Origin of the sequence: Streptomyces sp. NPDC015125, from assembly GCF_043080045.1 — a bacterium.
Taxonomy (GTDB): domain Bacteria; phylum Actinomycetota; class Actinomycetes; order Streptomycetales; family Streptomycetaceae; genus Streptomyces.
Map to the genome: position 1 here is coordinate 27,079 of NZ_JBIBVF010000027.1, position 17,412 is coordinate 44,490.

14 protein-coding genes and 1 tRNA gene are annotated in these 17,412 nt (G+C 70.7%); 9 read left to right on the top strand and 6 right to left on the bottom strand.

Going from position 1 to position 17,412, the window contains the following annotated elements; all coding sequences use genetic code 11:
- Nucleotides 1-156: 156 nt before the first annotated feature.
- Nucleotides 157-2,880, top strand: a complete 2,724-nt coding sequence (locus ACF088_RS36165; protein WP_392380157.1) for a penicillin acylase family protein — start codon at nucleotides 157-159, stop codon at nucleotides 2,878-2,880.
- A 146-nt stretch (nucleotides 2,881-3,026) separates the two neighbouring features.
- Here the strand turns inward: ACF088_RS36165 and ACF088_RS36170 are convergent, their stop codons facing one another.
- Complete coding sequence (locus tag ACF088_RS36170; protein ID WP_392380260.1) at nucleotides 3,027-3,704, bottom strand: 5-formyltetrahydrofolate cyclo-ligase; 678 nt, start codon at nucleotides 3,702-3,704, stop codon at nucleotides 3,027-3,029.
- Nucleotides 3,705-3,791: 87 nt separating this feature from the next.
- On the opposite strand from ACF088_RS36170, the gene galU reads away from it, so the two are divergent.
- The 7 genes from galU to ACF088_RS36205 all read left to right on the top strand — a co-directional run bounded on the left by galU (nucleotide 3,792) and on the right by ACF088_RS36205 (nucleotide 9,045).
- Nucleotides 3,792-4,694, top strand: coding sequence for a UTP--glucose-1-phosphate uridylyltransferase GalU (galU, locus tag ACF088_RS36175; protein ID WP_392380158.1), 903 nt, complete (start codon nucleotides 3,792-3,794; stop codon nucleotides 4,692-4,694).
- 4 nt (nucleotides 4,695-4,698) lie between these two features.
- Nucleotides 4,699-6,039 carry a gephyrin-like molybdotransferase Glp gene (glp, locus tag ACF088_RS36180; RefSeq protein ID WP_392380159.1) on the top strand — a complete coding sequence of 447 codons (1,341 nt, stop codon included), beginning with the start codon at nucleotides 4,699-4,701 and terminating at the stop codon, nucleotides 6,037-6,039.
- A gap of 60 nt (nucleotides 6,040-6,099) precedes the next feature.
- Nucleotides 6,100-6,582, top strand: coding sequence for a cyclic pyranopterin monophosphate synthase MoaC (gene moaC / locus ACF088_RS36185; protein ID WP_129295901.1), 483 nt, complete (start codon nucleotides 6,100-6,102; stop codon nucleotides 6,580-6,582).
- Nucleotides 6,579-7,082 (top strand): molybdenum cofactor biosynthesis protein B, encoded by a 504-nt coding sequence (locus ACF088_RS36190; protein ID WP_392380160.1) that lies wholly within the window; start codon nucleotides 6,579-6,581, stop codon nucleotides 7,080-7,082. Before moaC ends, ACF088_RS36190 begins: the two co-directional genes overlap by 4 nt.
- A 14-nt stretch (nucleotides 7,083-7,096) precedes the next feature.
- Complete coding sequence (locus tag ACF088_RS36195) at nucleotides 7,097-7,711, top strand: GNAT family N-acetyltransferase (RefSeq protein ID WP_392380161.1); 615 nt, start codon at nucleotides 7,097-7,099, stop codon at nucleotides 7,709-7,711.
- A gap of 151 nt (nucleotides 7,712-7,862) precedes the next feature.
- A complete protein-coding gene (locus ACF088_RS36200) occupies nucleotides 7,863-8,897 on the top strand; it encodes a hypothetical protein (RefSeq protein WP_392380162.1) in 1,035 nt (344 codons plus the stop codon).
- A gap of 75 nt (nucleotides 8,898-8,972) precedes the next feature.
- Nucleotides 8,973-9,045, top strand: a tRNA-Ala gene (locus ACF088_RS36205).
- Between the two features lie 257 nt (nucleotides 9,046-9,302).
- Here ACF088_RS36205 and ACF088_RS36210 read toward each other — a convergent pair.
- Nucleotides 9,303-10,475, bottom strand: coding sequence for an epoxide hydrolase family protein (locus tag ACF088_RS36210; RefSeq protein ID WP_392380164.1), 1,173 nt, complete (start codon nucleotides 10,473-10,475; stop codon nucleotides 9,303-9,305).
- Nucleotides 10,476-10,557: 82 nt separating this feature from the next.
- On the opposite strand from ACF088_RS36210, the gene ACF088_RS36215 reads away from it, so the two are divergent.
- Nucleotides 10,558-11,133, top strand: coding sequence for a CGNR zinc finger domain-containing protein (locus tag ACF088_RS36215; protein WP_392380165.1), 576 nt, complete (start codon nucleotides 10,558-10,560; stop codon nucleotides 11,131-11,133).
- A 377-nt stretch (nucleotides 11,134-11,510) separates the two neighbouring features.
- On the opposite strand, the gene ACF088_RS36220 is transcribed toward ACF088_RS36215, so the two are convergent.
- The 4 genes from ACF088_RS36220 to ACF088_RS36235 form a co-directional block, all read right to left on the bottom strand.
- Nucleotides 11,511-15,050: an ATP-dependent DNA helicase gene (locus ACF088_RS36220; protein ID WP_392380166.1), complete on the bottom strand. Its 3,540-nt coding sequence runs from the start codon at nucleotides 15,048-15,050 to the stop codon at nucleotides 11,511-11,513.
- Between the two features lie 143 nt (nucleotides 15,051-15,193).
- Nucleotides 15,194-16,033, bottom strand: a complete 840-nt coding sequence (locus ACF088_RS36225; protein WP_392380168.1) for an alpha/beta fold hydrolase — start codon at nucleotides 16,031-16,033, stop codon at nucleotides 15,194-15,196.
- Entirely contained in the window at nucleotides 16,030-16,467 is a 438-nt protein-coding gene (locus ACF088_RS36230) for a helix-turn-helix domain-containing protein (RefSeq protein ID WP_392380169.1), read from the bottom strand. The genes ACF088_RS36225 and ACF088_RS36230 overlap by 4 nt, the downstream gene beginning before the upstream one ends.
- A 209-nt stretch (nucleotides 16,468-16,676) precedes the next feature.
- A complete protein-coding gene (locus tag ACF088_RS36235; RefSeq protein ID WP_392380170.1) occupies nucleotides 16,677-17,210 on the bottom strand; it encodes a M23 family metallopeptidase in 534 nt (177 codons plus the stop codon).
- Nucleotides 17,211-17,412 lie beyond the last annotated feature (202 nt).

Consider the following 17,412-nt stretch of genomic DNA (forward strand, 5'->3'; position numbering starts at 1 on the left):
CGGAGGGGTCTTTCCTTACCGTATCTAGTTACTGAGACTAACAATTTACCATTACTTGAAGATTGGAAGTGCTGGCGGTGACTCCGCGTAGGGGTCGCCGGACCCGTGCGCCTATGGTTGCTCCAGCACTCCCACCCTGCCCCTCGAAGGACAGAGATGCCCGCCAACAAGTCCGGCCCAGTCCCCAGGAAAAAGAAGGGGCGGCGCGGCCGCCTCGTCGCGATCACGGTCGTGCTGCTGCTCGTGGCGGGCATCGGCTTCGGCGCGTTCTGGGGGGTCAGTACCGTCCGCTCCTCGTTCCCGCAGACCACCGGCTCACTCAAACTCCCGGGCCTGACCAACCCGGTGGATGTCGTCCGCGACGGCAACGGCATTCCGCAGATCTACGCCGACACCGACGAAGACCTCTTCCGCGCCCAGGGGTACGTCCAGGCCCAGGACCGCTTCTGGGAGATGGACGTACGGCGCCACATGACCTCCGGCCGGCTCTCGGAGATGTTCGGCAAGAGCGAGGTCAAGACCGACTCGTTCCTGCGCACCCTCGGCTGGCACGACGTGGCGCAGAAGGAGTACGACACCAAGCTGTCGCCCAGCACCAAGAAGTACCTCCAGTCCTACTCCGCGGGTGTCAACGCCTACCTCAAGGACCACGAGGGTTCGGCGGTGTCCCTGGAGTACGCGGCGCTGGACTTCCAGAACGACTACAAGCCCCAGAAGTGGACCCCGGTCGACTCGGTGGCCTGGCTCAAGGCGATGGCCTGGGACCTCCGCGGCAATATGCAGGAGGAGATCGACCGCTCCCTGATGACCAGCCGCTTCACCCCGGCGCAGATCGCCCAGCTCTACCCGGCATACCCGTACAAGCGGAACAAGCCGATCGTCGAGGGCGGTGCGGTCGACCCCGCCACCAAGAAGTTCTCGCCCAAGGCTTCGGCGAACGCCACTCCCGCCACCCCCGGCGGCGCGACCGCGGGCCTGCAGTCGCAGCTGTCCTCGCTCTCCAAGACCCTCGACAAGGTCCCGGCGCTGCTCGGCCCCAACGGCAACGGCATCGGCTCCAACTCCTGGGTGGTCTCCGGTGCGCACACCACCACCGGCAAACCGCTGCTCGCCAACGACCCGCACCTGGCACCGCAGATGCCCTCACTCTGGTACCAGATGGGCCTGCACTGCCGTAATACCGGGCCCAAGTGCAACTACGACGTCTCGGGCTTCACCTTCTCCGGTATGCCCGGCGTCGTCATCGGTCACAACCAGGACGTCTCCTGGGGCATGACCAACCTGGGCGCCGACGTCACCGACCTCTACCTGGAGAAGGTCAACGCCGACGGCTACCTCTACGACAACAAGCAGCAGCCCTTCATAACCCGCAAGGAGACCATCAAGGTCGCCGACGGGGAGAGCCGCGAGATCACCGTCCGGTCCACCAGAAACGGGCCGATCGTCTCCGACCGCGACGGCGAACTGGCCAATGTCGGCAAGGACGCCCCGGTCGGCAATGCCGCACCGGACCGCGGCGACGGCTACGCCGTATCGCTGCGCTGGACCGCGCTGAACCCCGGCAAGTCCATGGACGCCGTCTTCGAACTCGACCGCGCCAAGGACTGGAACGGCTTCCGCAAGGCGGCCGGGAACTTCGAGGTCCCCTCGCAGAACCTGATCTACGCCGACACCAAGGGCAACATCGGCTATCAGGCCCCGGGCCGGATCCCGGTCCGCGGCAAGGGCGACGGCCGCTTCGACGGCACCCTCCCGGCCCCCGGCTGGGACCCGAAGTACCAGTGGAACGGCTACATCCCGCAGAAGGCCCTGCCGTACGAGTACAACCCCCAGCGCGGCTACATCGTCACCGCCAACCAGGCCGTCACGGACGAGAAGTACCCCTACCTCCTCACCAAGGACTGGGGTTACGGTTCCCGCAGCCAGCGGATCAACGACCTGATCGAGTCGAAGACCAAGGACGGCGGCAAGGTCTCCACCGACGATATGCAGGCCTTCCAGCAGGACAACAGCAGCGAGATCGCCCGGCTGCTGACGCCGTACCTCACGAAGATCGACATCAAGGACAAGTACGTCCGCGACGCCCAGCAGCTGCTGGACGGCTGGGACTTCACCCAGGAGCCCGATTCCGCCGCGGCCGCCTACTTCAACGCCGTCTGGCGCAACACCCTCAAGCTCGCCTTCGGCAACAAGATGCCCAAGGAGCTGCGCCCCGACGGCCAGTGCCTGACCGTCCGCCCGGCGGACGAGTCCGGCCCCGCCGACGAGAACGACAAGTACATCCGCGAATGCGGCGAGCGGGCCGGCGACACCGCCCAGCCCGACGGCGGCGACCGCTGGTACGAGGTCGTCCGCGGCATCCTGGACGACCCGAACAACGCCTGGTGGAAGACCGAGGACCGGCCGGGCCGTCCCGGCGACAAGAACCGCGACCAGCTCCTGGCGCACGCCATGGCGGACGCGCGCTACGAACTGACCTCCAAGCTGGGCAAGAACATCGACAACTGGAGCTGGGGACGGCTGCACCAGATGTTCCTGAAGAACCAGACCCTGGGCACCGACGGCCCCGGCATGCTGCAGGGCCTGTTCAACCGCGGCCCCTGGAACGTCGGCGGCGGTGAGGCCGCGGTCGACGCCACCGGCTGGAACGCCGCCGGCGGCTACAAGGTCACCTGGGTCCCGTCGATGCGGATGGTGGTCAACCTCGCCGACCTCGACAAGTCCCGCTGGATCAACCTCACCGGTGCCTCGGGGCACGCGTACGACGCCCACTACTACGACCAGACCGACAAGTGGGCCAAGGGCGACCTGCTGCCCTGGGCGTACAGCCAGGACGCCGTCAAGAAGGCGGGCAAGGACACGCTGACCCTGTCGCCGTAGGGGCCCTGCCCCTGGGGGCGGGCGGCGCTCCCGCCGCCACCTGGTGATCGCTGCGCCGTCGGGCGGGCCGGAGACTTCCGGCCCGCCCGACGCGTTGCGGGCCCCGCACCGGCGGCGGCTTCCGGCCCGCCCGTATACCGCCCGCCTCAGCCCTCCGTACGGGCCGCCGGCGCCGTGAACCGGTGCACCGCCGACGGGGTCACCGCGGCATGCACATGCCGGTCGTGCGGCTCGGCGGGCACCTCGGCCAGCACCTCCGCGTCATAGAGCAGCACCACCAGCGACGCCCGCGCACCGGCTCGCTCCAGCCGGGCCAGCACCCGGTCGTAGGAGCCGCCGCCGCGCCCCAGCCGCAGCCCGCCGTGGTCCACCGCGAGCCCCGGCAGCAGCACCACATCCGCCTGTGTGACGGCCTCCGGGCCCAGCCGGGGCCCATCCGGTTCCAGCAGCCCCCGGCCGGCCCGTACGAGCCGTTCGGTGCCCTCGTAGAGCGCCCAGTCCAGATCGTTGTCCGGCAGCAGGACGGGCAGCAGCACCCGCACCCCGGCCGCCCGCAGCCGGTCCAGCAGGGCGCGGGTGGAGGGTTCGCCGCCTATCGACACATAGGCGGCAACGGTGGGCGGGCCGCCGGGGCCGCCGGGGCTGCCGAGACCGCCGGGGCTCCCGGGGTCGCCGGGGTGCGGGCGGAGGGGCGCGGCCAACTCGTCCAGCTCCAATGTCCGTCGGGCCAGCGCCTCGCCCGTCACGGCGACGACATCCGGCGGCAATGCTCTCCTCACCTCCAGGAGATGCCGCCGCAACCTGCGCTTTCTATCGTCGTCAATGCTCACTGTGTGCCCTTGCTCCCGCTCTCATGCTCTATTCACCGGACCCTCATCATCGTTCCGATAGGGCCGGTTATGGTGTCGCGCATGACCCCATCGCACACACGGATCAGCAAGGCTGTCATCCCCGCAGCCGGCCTCGGCACCCGGTTTCTCCCCGCCACCAAGGCCACACCCAAGGAGATGCTCCCGGTCGTCGACAAGCCCGCCATCCAGTACGTGGTGGAGGAGGCGGCCGCCGCCGGACTCTCCGACGTGCTGATGGTGACGGGCCGCAACAAGCGTCCCCTCGAGGACCACTTCGACCGCAATTACGAGCTCGAAGAGGCCCTGCACCGCAAGGGCGACGAGTCCCGGCTCGCCAAGGTGCAGGAGTCCAGCGACCTGGCGACCATGCACTACGTACGCCAGGGCGACCCCAGGGGCCTGGGCCACGCGGTGCTGTGTGCCGCACCGCACGTGGGCGACCAGCCCTTCGCGGTCCTCCTCGGCGACGACCTGATCGACCCCCGTGACCCGCTGCTGCAGCGCATGGTCGAGATACAGGAGCAGCACGGCGGGTCCGTGATCGCCCTCATGGAGGTCGATCCGGCGCAGATCCACCTCTACGGCTGTGCGGCCGCCGCGCCCACCGGTGACGACGATGTCGTGGTCGTCTCCGACCTGGTCGAGAAGCCCGACCCGGCCGAGGCACCCAGCAACCTCGCCATCATCGGCCGTTACGTCCTCGATCCGGCCGTCTTCGAGGTGCTGCGCAAGACCGCCCCGGGCCGCGGTGGTGAGATCCAGCTCACCGACGCCCTCCAGGCGCTGGCCGCCGACCCCGCCCTGGGCGGTCCGGTGCACGGCGTGGTCTTCAAGGGCCGCCGCTATGACACCGGCGACCGCGGCGACTATCTGCGTGCCATTGTCCGACTGGCATGCGAACGTGAAGACCTGGGCCCGGACTTCCGGTCCTGGCTTCGCAGTTACGTCACCGAGGAGATGTAAGACGTTGAACCACGCCACCGGCCAGACCCGCCACCAGGACCGCGTCTGGTCGGTGGCCGAGCATCTCGACGACGTCCTGGCGAAGATCGCCCCGCTGGACCCGATCGAGCTGCAGCTCCTCGAAGCCCAGGGCTGCGTCCTGGTCGAGGACATCACGGTCCCCGTCGCCCTGCCGCCCTTCGACAACAGCTCCATGGACGGCTACGCGGTCCGTGCCGCCGATGTCGCGGGCGCCACGGAAGAGGCCCCGGTCACCCTCACGGTCCTCGGTGATGTCGCAGCGGGCAGCGGCGAACTGCCGGAGATCGGCCCCGGCCAGGCCGCCCGCATCATGACCGGCGCCCCGCTGCCGCCCGGCGCCGAGGCCGTCGTCCCCGTCGAATGGACCGACGGCGGCACGGGCGAGGGGCCGGCCGCCACGATGCGCGCCCACAGCGCCGCCCCCCAGGACGCCGCCGGCGAGGTCCGCGTCCACCGCCCGGCCGCCGCAGGCGCCCATATCCGCGCCCGCGGCAGTGATGCCACCGAAGGCGAGCCGGCCCTGCGGGCGGGCACGGTCCTCGGCCCCTCCCAGATCGGCCTGCTCGCCGCCGTTGGCCGCGGCACGGTCAAGGTCTGCCCCCGCCCCCGCGTCGTGGTGGTGTCGACCGGCAGCGAACTGGTCCAGCCCGGCGAGGCGTTGGGCCCCGGACAGATCCACGACTCCAACAGCTTCCAGCTCACCGCCGCCGCCCGCGCAGCCGGCGCGATCCCCTACCGCGTCGGCGCCGTCGCCGACGACGCCGAGACCCTCCGCTCCACCCTGGAGGACCAGCTCATCCGGGCCGACCTCCTCGTCACCAGCGGTGGCGTCAGCGTCGGCGCGTACGACGTGGTCAAGGAGACCCTGACCGCCCTGTCCGCGACCGAGCCCGACGGCTCGCCCCTCACGGGGGGCACGGTCGAGTTCCGCACCCTCGCCATGCAGCCGGGCAAGCCCCAGGGCTTCGGCCTCATCGGCCCCGACCGCACCCCGCTCCTCGCGCTGCCCGGCAACCCCGTCAGCTCGTACGTCTCCTTCGAGCTGTTCGCCCGCCCCGCCATCCGGGCCCTGATGGGGCTGCCCGAGGTGCACCGCCCCGTCACCCCCGCCCGGTGCACCGACGCCCTCGCCTCCTCACCCAAGGGGAAGCGCCAGTTCCTGCGCGGTGCGTACGACGCCGACGCCGGCACGGTCACCCCCGTCGGCGGCGCCGGCTCCCACCTGATCAAGGCCATGGCGCACGCCAACGCGCTGATCATCGTCCCCGAGGACACCACCGAGGTCGCCGCGGGCGCGGACGTGGACATCGTCCTGCTCGGATAGCCCGGTGCCGCCGGGGGTACGGTGTCGTCCCACAGGCGGCAGTTTGGTACCGGGAGAACGATGAGCAGCGGCCAGCAACACCTCACCCATCTCGACGCGGCGGGCGCGGCGCGGATGGTCGACGTCTCCGCGAAGGACGTCACCGCCCGCACGGCCGCCGCCCGCGGCCGCGTCCTGGTCTCCTCGCAGGTCATCGAGCTGCTGCGGGGCGAGGGCATGCCCAAGGGCGACGCCCTGGCCACCGCCCGGATCGCCGGCATCATGGGCGCCAAGCGCACCCCCGAGCTGATCCCGCTGTGCCACCCGCTGGCCGTCTCCGGCGTCACGGTGGACCTCTCCCTCACCGACGACGCCGTCGAGATCACCGCCACCGTCAAGACCACCGACCGCACGGGCGTCGAGATGGAGGCCCTGACCGCCGTCTCGGTCGCCGCGCTCACCGTCGTCGACATGGTCAAGGCCGTCGACAAGGCAGCGGTGATCTCCGACATCCGTGTGGAGGAGAAGACCGGCGGCAAGTCCGGCGACTGGAGCCGGTCATGAGCCCCGCCCGTGCCCTGGTCGTCACCGCGTCGAACCGCGCCGCGGCCGGCATCTACCCCGACAAGGGCGGCCCGCTGCTCGCCGAGGGCCTGACCGCCATGGGCTTCGAGGTCGACGGCCCGCAGGTGGTGCCCGACGGCGAACCGGTGGAAGCCGCCCTGCGCGGCGCCGTCGCCTCCGCCCGCTATGCCGTCGTCCTCACCACCGGCGGTACGGGCCTGTCGCCCACCGACCGCACCCCCGAGGCCACCCGCCGGGTCCTGGACTACGAGATCCCCGGCATCCCCGAGGCGATCCGCGCCGCCGGCCGTACGAAGGTCCCGACCGCCGCACTCTCCCGTGGGCTGGCGGGCGTCGCCGGTACGACCCTGATCGTCAACCTCCCCGGCTCGTCCGGCGGGGTCCGCGACGGCCTCGCCGTCCTCACCGGCCTCCTGCCGCACGCCGTCGACCAGATCCGCGGCGGCGACCACCCGAGACCTTCCGGGAGCCCGAGCTGAACGCGCCCTGGCCGGTGGTCCTCACGGACGGCGAGGTGACCCTCCGCCCGATAAAGCTGCGCGACCAACGGGCCTGGCGCGAGGTCAACCGCCGTAACCGCGACTGGCTGCGCCCCTGGGAAGCGACCGTCCCGCCGCCCCCGCCCGGCCTCGTCCCGCCGCACCGCCCCACGTACCGTCAGATGGTCCGCCACCTCCGCGCCGAGGCGCACGCCGGCCGGATGCTGCCGTTCGTCGTCGAGTACCGCGGCCGGCTCGTCGGCCAGTTGACGGTCGCGGGCATCACCTGGGGCTCCATGTGCTCCGGCCATATCGGCTACTGGGTCGACCAGGAAGTCGCCGGCCGCGGTGTCATCCCGACCGCCGTGGCGCTCGCCGCCGACCACTGTTTCCGGTCCGTGGGACTGCACCGCATCGAGATCTGTATTCGCCCGGAGAACGTCCCGAGCCGCCGGGTGGTCGAAAAGCTCGGCTTTCGTGAAGAGGGCGCACGCCCGCGCTACCTCCACATCGACGGCGCCTGGCGCGACCACCTGGTCTTCGCCCTCACCGCGGAAGAAGTGCCCGAAGGCCTGCTCAGCCGCTGGCGCAGGGAGAAGCCCAGCACTCCCGGCACACCCCACAAATAAAATAAATGTTCGAATACATTCCCTGATTGACCGGATCGGTGGAGACGCTGATCTCTACCATCACAAAAAAGTTCGAGATATCAGCCAGATCGTGCGACACACCGGCCCAATTGGCGGATGGCCCCCTGCAAACCCCTCTACCGTGTGAGTTGTGAGAAGCAGCGGCCTCATCTACGCAGTCATCGTCGGGGCCTGGGCCGCCTACTTGGTGCCGATGTGGCTCCGTAGGCAGGACGAGCTCAACGAGGCCCGTCCGACCGAGCGCTTCAGCACCGCCATCCGGCTGCTGTCCGGACGGGCGGCGATGCAGCGCCGTTACGACAAGGCACGCGGGGAGCACCCCGCCGACGATGCGGGCGACGACGTGGACCCGGACGCCCCGGCCGACGAGGCCGCCGCCCGGGCCTTCGGCGACCCCGCCGTGGCTCCCCACACCCGGGTGCAGGCCGGCCCGCCGCGCCCCTCCGACGCCGAGCGGACCAAGCGCGCCAAGGTCCTCGCCCGCCGCCGGCGCACCACGACCGTCCTCTTCCTCACCTTCACCGCAGGCGCCATCGTCGCCGCGGTCGGCGGCCTCCCCTTCCTCTGGGCCCCGGCCCTGCCCGCCCTCCTCCTGACCGCGTACATCATTTACCTGCGCGCCCAGGAGCGGCGGCGCTTCACCTTCACCATGGACCGGCGCAAGGCGGAGGCGGCGGCACAGCGCCTGCGGGAAGGCCGACGGGCCCGCCCTCAGCAGGCGGCCGACCAGCCGCCCGCCGCCGACCACCCGGCCGACGTCCGCGCTGACACCCCGCCCGCCGCCGCCCCGGAACCGCCCCGCCCCGCGCCCCCCGCCCACACCGCGGGCCGCCGCGCCCTGGTCGAGGAGACCGACCACGCCGAGTGGGTCGACCAGCAGCGCGAACGCGAGCGCCCGCGCCCCGCCGCCGGCAGCTGGGACCCGGTCCCGGTCCCCCTCCCCACGTACGTCACCGCGCCGGTCGCCCCCCGCGCCACCAGCCACGTCGACCTGGACGCCGAGGACGCCTGGAGCTCCGCCCGCTCCAGCGCCGCCCCCGACCACCCTCAGGCCGACATCCCCTCCCACGACCGCCCCACCCACCCCGGCCGCCGCACCCGCGGCCGCACCCCCCTCTTCGACCAGTACGAGAACGAGGACCGCCCGCGCGCGGCGAACGAGTGACGGCCCTCCGCTGACCAGCACCGGAAGCGATTTCCGAGCACCGCGACCGAGATGCTAGAGTTTCACTCGTCGCAAGGGCCTGTGGCGCAGCTGGTAGCGCACCTCGTTCGCAACGAGGGGGTCAGGGGTTCGAATCCCCTCAGGTCCACAGACAGAGCAGGAAGAGCTGTTCTTGAGTTAGCTCAGGAGGAGTTCACGAGATCCCGTCCGATCCGTTGATCGGGCGGGATTTCTGCATTGGTCCGGGCGACTCTGCCGTGCGCGAGGCGTTTCTCGGGTGGGAGCGGTGGCTCTCGGCGCGGCCGTTGAGTCCTTCGTTGTTGGCGCGGATGGCCTTGAAGGAAGCCGTCGGGCAACGCCTTGAGCCGGATCAGGCGGTGATCGAGTGCCGGTGCCCAGCAGCGTTCACCGATTAGCGGCCAGCACTGCCGCGAGGCCTTCTTGCAGGTCCTTGACGAAATACTCGGGAACCTCCAGCGACGGGAAATGTCCCCCGATTTCGGGCGACCTCCATCGGACGATCTGTCGGTACCGCTCCTGTGCCCAGGGGCGCGGATACTTCTCGATGTCGCGGGGATACATAGTGATTGCTGACGGGACGTCGACCCGAAGTTCGGGGTCCAGCGAGTTGTGGCTTTCGTAGTAAATGCGGGCCGACGATGCGCCGGTCCGCGTCAGCCAATACAGGGTGACGTCGTCAAGAACCCGGTCTCTGGAAATCGTCTCGAACGGGCTGTCTTCGGTATCTGTCCACTCGGCGAACTTGTCAAGGATCCAGGCAAGAAGCCCGACCGGTGAGTCGACGAGCGAGTAGCCGATGGTCTGCGGTCGGGTCGCCTGCTGCTTCGCGTACGCCGCGTGGTGGCGCCAGAAATCGCGGGTTTCCTCGGTCCATGTGCGCTCGGCCGCTGTCAGCCCGTCCGTCGTCAACCCGGGCGGTGCCTGCGCGGTCGTCGTGTGGATGCCGAGAACGTGCTCCGGGAACCTGCCGCCGAGGACCGTGGTGATCACACCTCCCCAGTCGCCGCCGTGGGCTACGAACTTGCTGTAGCCGAGCCTCCCCATCAGTTCCACCCAGGCGGCCGCGATCTTTTCGATTCCCCACCCGGTGGTGGCCGGCTTGTCGCTGTAACCAAATCCTGGCAGCGACGGGACCACGACGTGGAACGCCGGCGCGTCCGCATCTTTCGGATCTGCCAGCTCGTCCACTACATCGATGAACTCGGCAATGCTGCCTGGCCAGCCGTGCGTCAAGATCAGAGGAGTGGCCTCTGCGCGCGCGGATCGGCGGTGCAGGAAGTGGATTCCCAGACCATCAATGGTCGTGCGGAACTGGCCGATGCGGTGAAGGCGCTCTTCGAACGACCGCCAGTTGTAACCGGTGCGCCAGTAGTTCACGACATCGACGAGGTCGGCGAGAGGAACGCCCTGTTCCCATCGGCGAGGGTCGGGCGCGGCGCGATGGACCGTCTCGGCCTCCGGCAGCCGCGCCGCGGCCAATCGCGCGCGCAGATCGTCGAGGTCGGCGTCAGTTGCGTGGGCTTCGAATGCTTGCACGTCGCTGGTTGGGCGGGGCATGAGACCTCCTGGCCATCGTGGAACCGGCTAAGGTGGTTCTAGCAGTTCCCCGAGCCACGCTGCAACCCTCTAAGGTGGTTCCATGCGTGCTGGATTTCCTGACTTCCGCCTCGGTAACGTGCTGGCGACCAGCTTCACGGGGACTCTGTCGGAGCGTCATGGCGACGCTGTGGAGCGCATTCCCACGCCGCACCGACTCGTCGACTGGCTGGCAGTGAGCGGCCTCGCCGTGGACTCCTGCACCACTGCCCAGCTCGACCTCGCCCGGGAACTGAGGGAGTCGATTCACGCCGCCGCGACAGCGGCCGCGATCCAGGACGCTCTCCCCGCATCTGCTGTCCAAGTCATCAATGACTGCAGCGCTCGGGGTCGGGCCGCGGCCATCCTGACGCCCGAGGGTAAGCGGCGATGGCGGCTCAGCTCGGCTTCCTGCGTGGAAGATGCCCTCAGCGTGATCGCCGCCGACGCGATCAGCATCATCGCAGGCGAACGAGACGGAAAATTGGCCTTGTGTGCATCACCAACCTGCCGAGCCGCCTTCTTCGACACCAGCCAGAGTCGCACCCGCAAATGGTGTGACATGAATACGTGCGGGAATCGTCAGAAGAAAGCGCGCTTCCATGCCAACCAGCGCAAAAATCCCGGATCAGTGGAGTGATCGGTCTCTCGGGCAGGCCTGAGGGAAACGATCACTCAGCAACCGGGAAACGATCTCCCCATCCGCCAGAAGCCCCTGGCCAGGGTCTCTTGTGAACACCCCACAGATCAGACACAGCAGCACGTCAAAGCCCTCACCGGGATGATCCGGTGGGGGCTGTTTCGCGCCGTACTGCAGCGAAGTACGGCAACCGGCACCGCAGTTCGGGCGCGCTCGTGAACGGCCCGTGTCCGGCGGCGGTCGCAGGACGCGCCGTTTCCGGCGGGCAGGGGAGGGCCCTTCGGTTCGGGGTGCGCCAGGCGTAGGACGGTCGGGTACGGGTGCGGCCCGGCTGGTGCGCCCGCGTGGTGCAGTGGTGCGGGCGCAGGGCGGCGGGGTTACTTCTGGCCGGGGATCAGTGCGGACTCCGGGTTGTCGCCGCCCCAGCTGTCGGGGGTGTGCCACCGGACGTGGACGTGGAAGACATCGCGGACGGTGTCGGCCGACCAGTCCTCCGCGGGCGGTTCGGAGAGGACCAGGTAGAGGCTGTCGGCCGGGGTGGGCAGGGTGTGGTTGATCTCCAGGAGACGGGTGGCTCCCGAGCGGAGGTCCTCGTAGGTGGAGCGGCCGGCGCCCAGGACCTCGTAGAGGAACAGGCCGCTGTCCGTGCGGCAGCTGACGTCGACGAGCGCGGAGTCGGCCGGCTGGAGGTCTGCCCAGAGCAGGGCCGACTTCAGTGCGTGGCGCACCGCCTCGTGCTTCTTGCACGTGCGGTCGGCGGCGGCCGAGGTCTCCAGTGCGCGCAGGAATCCCTCCTTCGTGGTCACGGCCGGTGGGGTGGGGACTTCTGCGACGGTGGGCACGGGGGCGGATTCCTTCTGGTCGGGCTGATGCGCGGGGGTGGCGGGGCTGACGGGGGTGGCGAGGGTGGTGGGGACGGGTTCGACGTCCGTTCCGGCGTCGGCGGTGGCGAGGCGCGCCCGGAGCGTTTCCCGGGCTTCGGTCAGGGCCTGGGCCCAGCCGGAGCACGTGAGTTCGTGCTGCAGCCGGTTGATGTCCAGGGTGTCGTCCTTGAGCGCGCGGTGGGCGCCTGCGACGAGGTCGCGCAGCACGCCCAGGCGGTGCCTGTCCGGGGACCCGAGCACGCGCCGTACGTCCACCCAGTCCGCCTGGTCGCGGCGGAGGACGCGGTGTGCCATGCCTTGCAGATCGGACAGTCGGCTGCGGGCGTCCGGGGGAACGCTTCCGTCGCCGCCGGTCACCAGCTCGTCGAGCACGTCGAGGGCCGCCACATAGCGTTCCGCCATCGTGGGCGAGATGGGCCTGCGGCCGCGCTGGTCGGTGGTGAGCACGCTCTGGTTGGTCTCGTTGGCGAAGACCCAGCAGGCCAGTTCCTCGCCCGGACGCGGGGGAGCGGAGCCGTGCCGGACGGTCAGGACCAGCGGGCGGCCGACATCGGGGGCCAGTGCCTTGACCTTGTAGCGGCCGCCCGGCCCGGGGCCGATGACCCGTACGCGGATGTCGGTCCCGATCTGGGGGATGTCGCCTTGCGACGTGCCGGATCCGGACTCGGTGGCGGGTGGTTCGAGGGTGCTGGGTGGTTCGAGGGTGCTGTCGGTGTCCGCGACGGGGGTGTCCGTGAGGAGGGTGCCGTCGGTGTTCGTGAGGATCTCCGGGAGGGCGGAGGTGTGCAGCACCGTCAGGGTCTGGGTGCTGCGGGTGAGGGCGATGTAGAGCCGGCGGGGGCCGGCCGGGCCGCGGTCGGCGATGGTGGCGGGCTCGACGACCAGGACGTGGTCGTACTCCATGCCCTTGGCCTGCGCGGCGGCCAGGACGGAGACCGTCTCGCGGCTTTGTGCGGTGAGGCCGGCACGCTCGTCGAGATGGCGGCTGATCTCGTCGAGCCGGCCCGAGTCGTCGGGGACGATGACGGCCACGGAACGCGGGGTGTTCCCGTCGCTGGTGCCCACCAGGCGGGTGACCTGGGCGGCGGTGTCGTCGAGGAGTTTCCACGGCTCGGTCGCCAGGGTCCGTACGGCGCCGTCGCCCGCCTCGCGCACGGCCTGCGGGTAGGGCAGGGCCGGGGCGACCGCACGGGCGAGGGGCGCCACGAACTCCATGATCTCCGCCGGCACGCGGTAGCTGGTGTTCAGCTCGGCGACGTGCCAGTCCCCGTGGTCGGACAGCAGTGTGCCCAGGCGGTCCCAACTGGTGTGGGTGTGGGGGCCGGTGGCCTGGGCGAGGTCACCGAGGACCGTCATGGAGCCGTTGACCGCGCAACGGCGGCGCAGTGCGCGCGCCTGCATGGGGGTGAGGTCCTGCGCCTCGTCGACGACGATGTGTCCGTAGCGCCTCGGGATCTCCCCGGAGATGAGGAACCGGAGTTCTTCGAGGCAGACATGGTCGTCGAGGGTCCATGGATCGGCATCGGCGGTGGCGGCCCGGGGACGGTGCAGGGCCGCCTGCTCGTCGTCGTCGAGGATGCCCGCGGCGCAGGTGCGGAGGAGGTCGGGCGCATCGTAGAGGCTGCGCAGGGCCTCCCTGGCGCCCGGCGAGGGCCAGATGCGGTCCACGAGCCGCTCGACCCGGCGATTGCGTTCCAGGTCGCGGCGGATCGTGCCGCCTTGTCCGCGGCGCGGGGCGATGGCGGCGAGTTCCTGCAGCAGGCGGTCGACGAACAGGCTGCGGAAGCGATCGCGGCGCTCCCGGTAGGCGCCGTCGCCGCCCCGCGCCTCGTCGAGGAGGGCGAGGACCTCGGTCCGCGGGACGCGCAGGGTCGTGCTGCCGGCGGTGACGACGACCGCGGGCTCGTCGCCCTCGAAGGAGGGGGCGGTGGTGAGGTCGTCGAGGATCTCGGGCCGGCAGTCGTTCTCCACCCGGCGCCGCAGGACGGCCGCCATGCGCTCGTCCGACTTCATCAGCCGCGCCGGCGGGGTGTCGGTGCCGAGGATCTCGCCGTCCCACAGGCGGTTCAGCTGGACGGCGTTGACGTCCCGCGTCCCGAGGGTGGGCAGGACCTGTCCGACGTAATCGAGGAACCGCTGGTGGGGGCCGATGACGAGGATGTCCTGGGCCTTGAAGTGCTCGTTGTTGACGAGCCAGGTCACTCGGTGCAGACCGACTGCGGACTTGCCGGTGCCCGGGCCGCCCTGCACCACGAGGATGTCGGAGGGGGAGCCCGTGACCAGGTCCATCTGGTCACGGCGGATGGTTTCGACGATGTCCCGCATACGGCCACTGCGCGACCGCTGGAGCTCCCGCAGCAGGAAGTCGTCCGGCTGGAGCGTCTTACGGCGCCGGCGGCGGGCGGCGTCGCCGGGTGTACGGGCCGGCGGGCGCTCTTCGCGCGGCGCCGCGACGGGGGTCTCGGGCGTGGTCGCCGGCCCGGAGCCGTCCGCGGCCGGCGCCCCGGAGCCGTCCGTGGCCGCCGCCCGGGAGTCGTCCGCGGCCGGTCGCGGCGCCGGGACGGGCGTGGGTAATACGGGGGGCGCGGGAGCTGCCCGGGCGATCTCGTCGAAGTAGCCCTGGACCACACGCTGCACACAGCGCAACTGCCGTCGCAGGCTCACCTCTCCGGGCGCCTCGGGCCGCGCTTCCAGCCACTTCTTCGCCAGCGGGCTGGTCCACAGCAGGACCACCGGTTCGTTCACCGCGTCGCGCACGCCTCGTCGCCCGATGTACCAGGGGCGGTGCTCGCCGTCCGGCTCCTCCGGTGCGTCGACGCGGGAGAAGACCAGTGACTCGTCGCCGAGCCCGCCGTACTCCTCGGCCCGCGCCTCCGCCTCGATCCGGTTGGCGATGCTGTCCTTGCCGCTCGCCGATGCCGTGGCGGCCGACGCCCCGCTCATCTGGGCCAGCCGCGCGCGGTAGCAGTCGTAGGCGTGGTCCACCGCCTTCTGCTCGACGGCGATGACCTCGTCGCGTGTGGTGGCGCTCATGTGCATCCTCCCTGCGGCGTCCACGGATGCCGCTACGGGCCTGCGCCCGTACCCCGTTCACATAACTATCAGACAAGGGATGGTGACGAATGGTCATCGCGTCAGTTCCTCCGGCCGACCCTGCCGGAGGGCCGGCCGGAGGGTCAGCCGCGGAGGAAGGCCAGGACGGAGGCGGTCTGGCCGAGGAGTGCGTGTCCGGCCTCGGGCAGGAGGTTCACGGTCGCGTGCGGGATGCAACGGTGCATGCGCCGGGCGGTCTCCGCGGAGTCGAACATGGCGTCGCGGGCGCCGGCCGTCACCAGCACCGGCATGGTCAGGCGGCGCAACGTGCTGTCGGGGAACACGGGAAGCCGCTCCGTGCGCGGCTTGAAGTGCCGGAAGGTCAGCATCACGTGGTCGAGGAGGTGCCGGGTCTGCGGCGTGTCCAGGCCCGTTGCGGTGCGCGCCGACCGGAGCGCTCCCCGGCGTCCGAAGGGGCGCAGGAGCAGGAACGTGAACACCAGGCCCATCTTCTGCTTCCCCACGCCGCCGGGGCACAGCAGGCCCAGGCGGGTCACCCGTTGCGGGCGGCGGGCGGCGTAGTCCAGCGCCAGCCAGCCGCCGAGTGACATCCCGACGATCGAGGCGTTCGTGATCCCGAGACCCGTCAGTACATCGTCCAGCCACAGGGCAGGGGCATCGGAGGCGAGGGGCGGGCGGGACGGCGCGCTCCTGCCGGGCTCGCCGATGACGTCGACGGCGTAGGTACGGAAATGCCGGGACCAGGAGGCGATGTCGTCCTGCCACACCGTCGTGTTCGCCCCGCTGCCGTGCAGCAGCAGGAGGGGCGGGGCGTCCTCGGGGCCGGAGGCGATGACGAAGGTCTCGCCCTCGCGGGTCGGTAACCGGATGTGTTCGGCGGCGACCGGCCAGGCGCGCAGTGCCTCCTGGTAGCGCCGCTGGAGCTCGTTCGCACCGGCCTCGGACTGGTAAATCGTGCTCATGACGAGAGCACCCCCTCCACGTAGTCGAGCAGCCGGGCGGTGGCTCCCAGGCCGCCCAGCACAATGATCTTCATCCGGGCCCGCTCCTGGTCGTAGGCCGTTTCGATCCGCAGCGGCTCGTCCCCCGGCCGGCCGTTGGTCGCCGAGCTCACCAGGAGGATGGTCAGGCGGTCGGCCGTCTCGGCACTGACCCCGTCGATCTCCACGATGCTCGACACCTCGGAGTGCCGCTGCCGCCCGTCCGTCTCGCTCGGAGGCGTCGGCACCGGACGGCCGGTGAACGCTTCCAGGTCCTCGTGTGCGATCCGGTACTGCTTGCCGATGCGGACCGCGGGGAGCCGTCCGTCCCGCACGTAGTTGCGGATGGTGCGTACGTGCAGGCCGAGGCGTTCGGCGACTTGCTCCACTGAGTAGAGGCGATCACGATCCTTCATGAAAGTACTCTAAATTCCCCTGAGGGAGAACTCAATAGGGGAGTTTGAGGAAGGTTGGGGAGTGGGGGTGGGGGTGGGGGTGGCGCTTCCTGTGGGGGGGCATGCGGCGCTGCCTACCGGGACCGGGGCCGGGGCCGAGGCCGGGGGCCGGGGGCCGGGTGCCTGTTGCCTGGGGCCTGGTTTCGGGCGTGAGTCGAGTGGCCTGGGGATCAGCGGGTGAAGGACCGTGAGGTGAGGCGGACGCCGTGTCTGGCCAGGTAGGTGAGGGGGTTGATGTCCGAGCCGTAGCGGCGGCTCTTGCGCACCTCCAGGTGGAGGTGGGGGCCGGTGACGCGGCCGGTGGCGCCGCTGTAGCCGAGGCGGGTGCGGGCGCGGACCTTCTGGCCGGGGCGGACGGTGATGCGCGAGAGGTGGCCGAAGAGGATGTAGCGGCCGTCGTGCATCCGGATCGTCACGGCCTTGCCGTAGGCGCCCGACCTGCGGGCGAGGACGACGGTGCCGGAGCCCACGGACCTGACCCTGGTCCCGGAGCGCACGGCGAGGTCGATGCCGGTGTGGTGGCCGGCGCGCCAGTGGCCGCGGGCGCCGTAGGGAGAGCTGATGCGGTAGTGCGCGGTCGTGGGGTGGGTCCACTTGCGGGAGTGGGTGCCGGGGGCGGTGGGCGCGGCGGCGTGGGCCACCTGGGAGGCCGTCAGCGTGAGGACGGAACCCATGGCCGCCGTGGCTATGGCGTGGAGCAGCATTCTGCGGAGCGGGGGGTGTGTGCGGAATGGGGTCATGTGGCGAGCCCACGCCTTGTGGCGGGTGGTCGCATCCCGGGGCGGGCCGCCGGACCGCCGAACGGGTGGAGGTTGGCCCGGTGGGTGAGCCCCGTTGGGCCGGGCGGCCGGATGGGGGCGCGCGGGAGCGGGGGGACGGACGGGGGCGAGGGGTGGGCGGGAGCGA

Excerpts from the sequence above, each read along its gene's own strand:
- ACF088_RS36215 (WP_392380165.1), top strand. The coding sequence starts at position 10,558 with ATGCGTGCTGGATTTCCTGACTTCCGCCTCGGTAACGTGCTGGCGACC.
- ACF088_RS36165 (WP_392380157.1), top strand. The coding sequence starts at position 157 with ATGCCCGCCAACAAGTCCGGCCCAGTCCCCAGGAAAAAGAAGGGGCGG.
- moaC (WP_129295901.1), top strand. The coding sequence starts at position 6,100 with ATGAGCAGCGGCCAGCAACACCTCACCCATCTCGACGCGGCGGGCGCG.
- ACF088_RS36235 (WP_392380170.1), bottom strand. The coding sequence starts at position 17,210 with ATGCTGCTCCACGCCATAGCCACGGCGGCCATGGGTTCCGTCCTCACG.
- galU (WP_392380158.1), top strand. The coding sequence starts at position 3,792 with ATGACCCCATCGCACACACGGATCAGCAAGGCTGTCATCCCCGCAGCC.
- ACF088_RS36190 (WP_392380160.1), top strand. The coding sequence starts at position 6,579 with ATGAGCCCCGCCCGTGCCCTGGTCGTCACCGCGTCGAACCGCGCCGCG.
- ACF088_RS36230 (WP_392380169.1), bottom strand. The coding sequence starts at position 16,467 with ATGAAGGATCGTGATCGCCTCTACTCAGTGGAGCAAGTCGCCGAACGC.
- ACF088_RS36225 (WP_392380168.1), bottom strand. The coding sequence starts at position 16,033 with ATGAGCACGATTTACCAGTCCGAGGCCGGTGCGAACGAGCTCCAGCGG.
- ACF088_RS36220 (WP_392380166.1), bottom strand. The coding sequence starts at position 15,050 with ATGAGCGCCACCACACGCGACGAGGTCATCGCCGTCGAGCAGAAGGCG.
- ACF088_RS36210 (WP_392380164.1), bottom strand. The coding sequence starts at position 10,475 with ATGCCCCGCCCAACCAGCGACGTGCAAGCATTCGAAGCCCACGCAACT.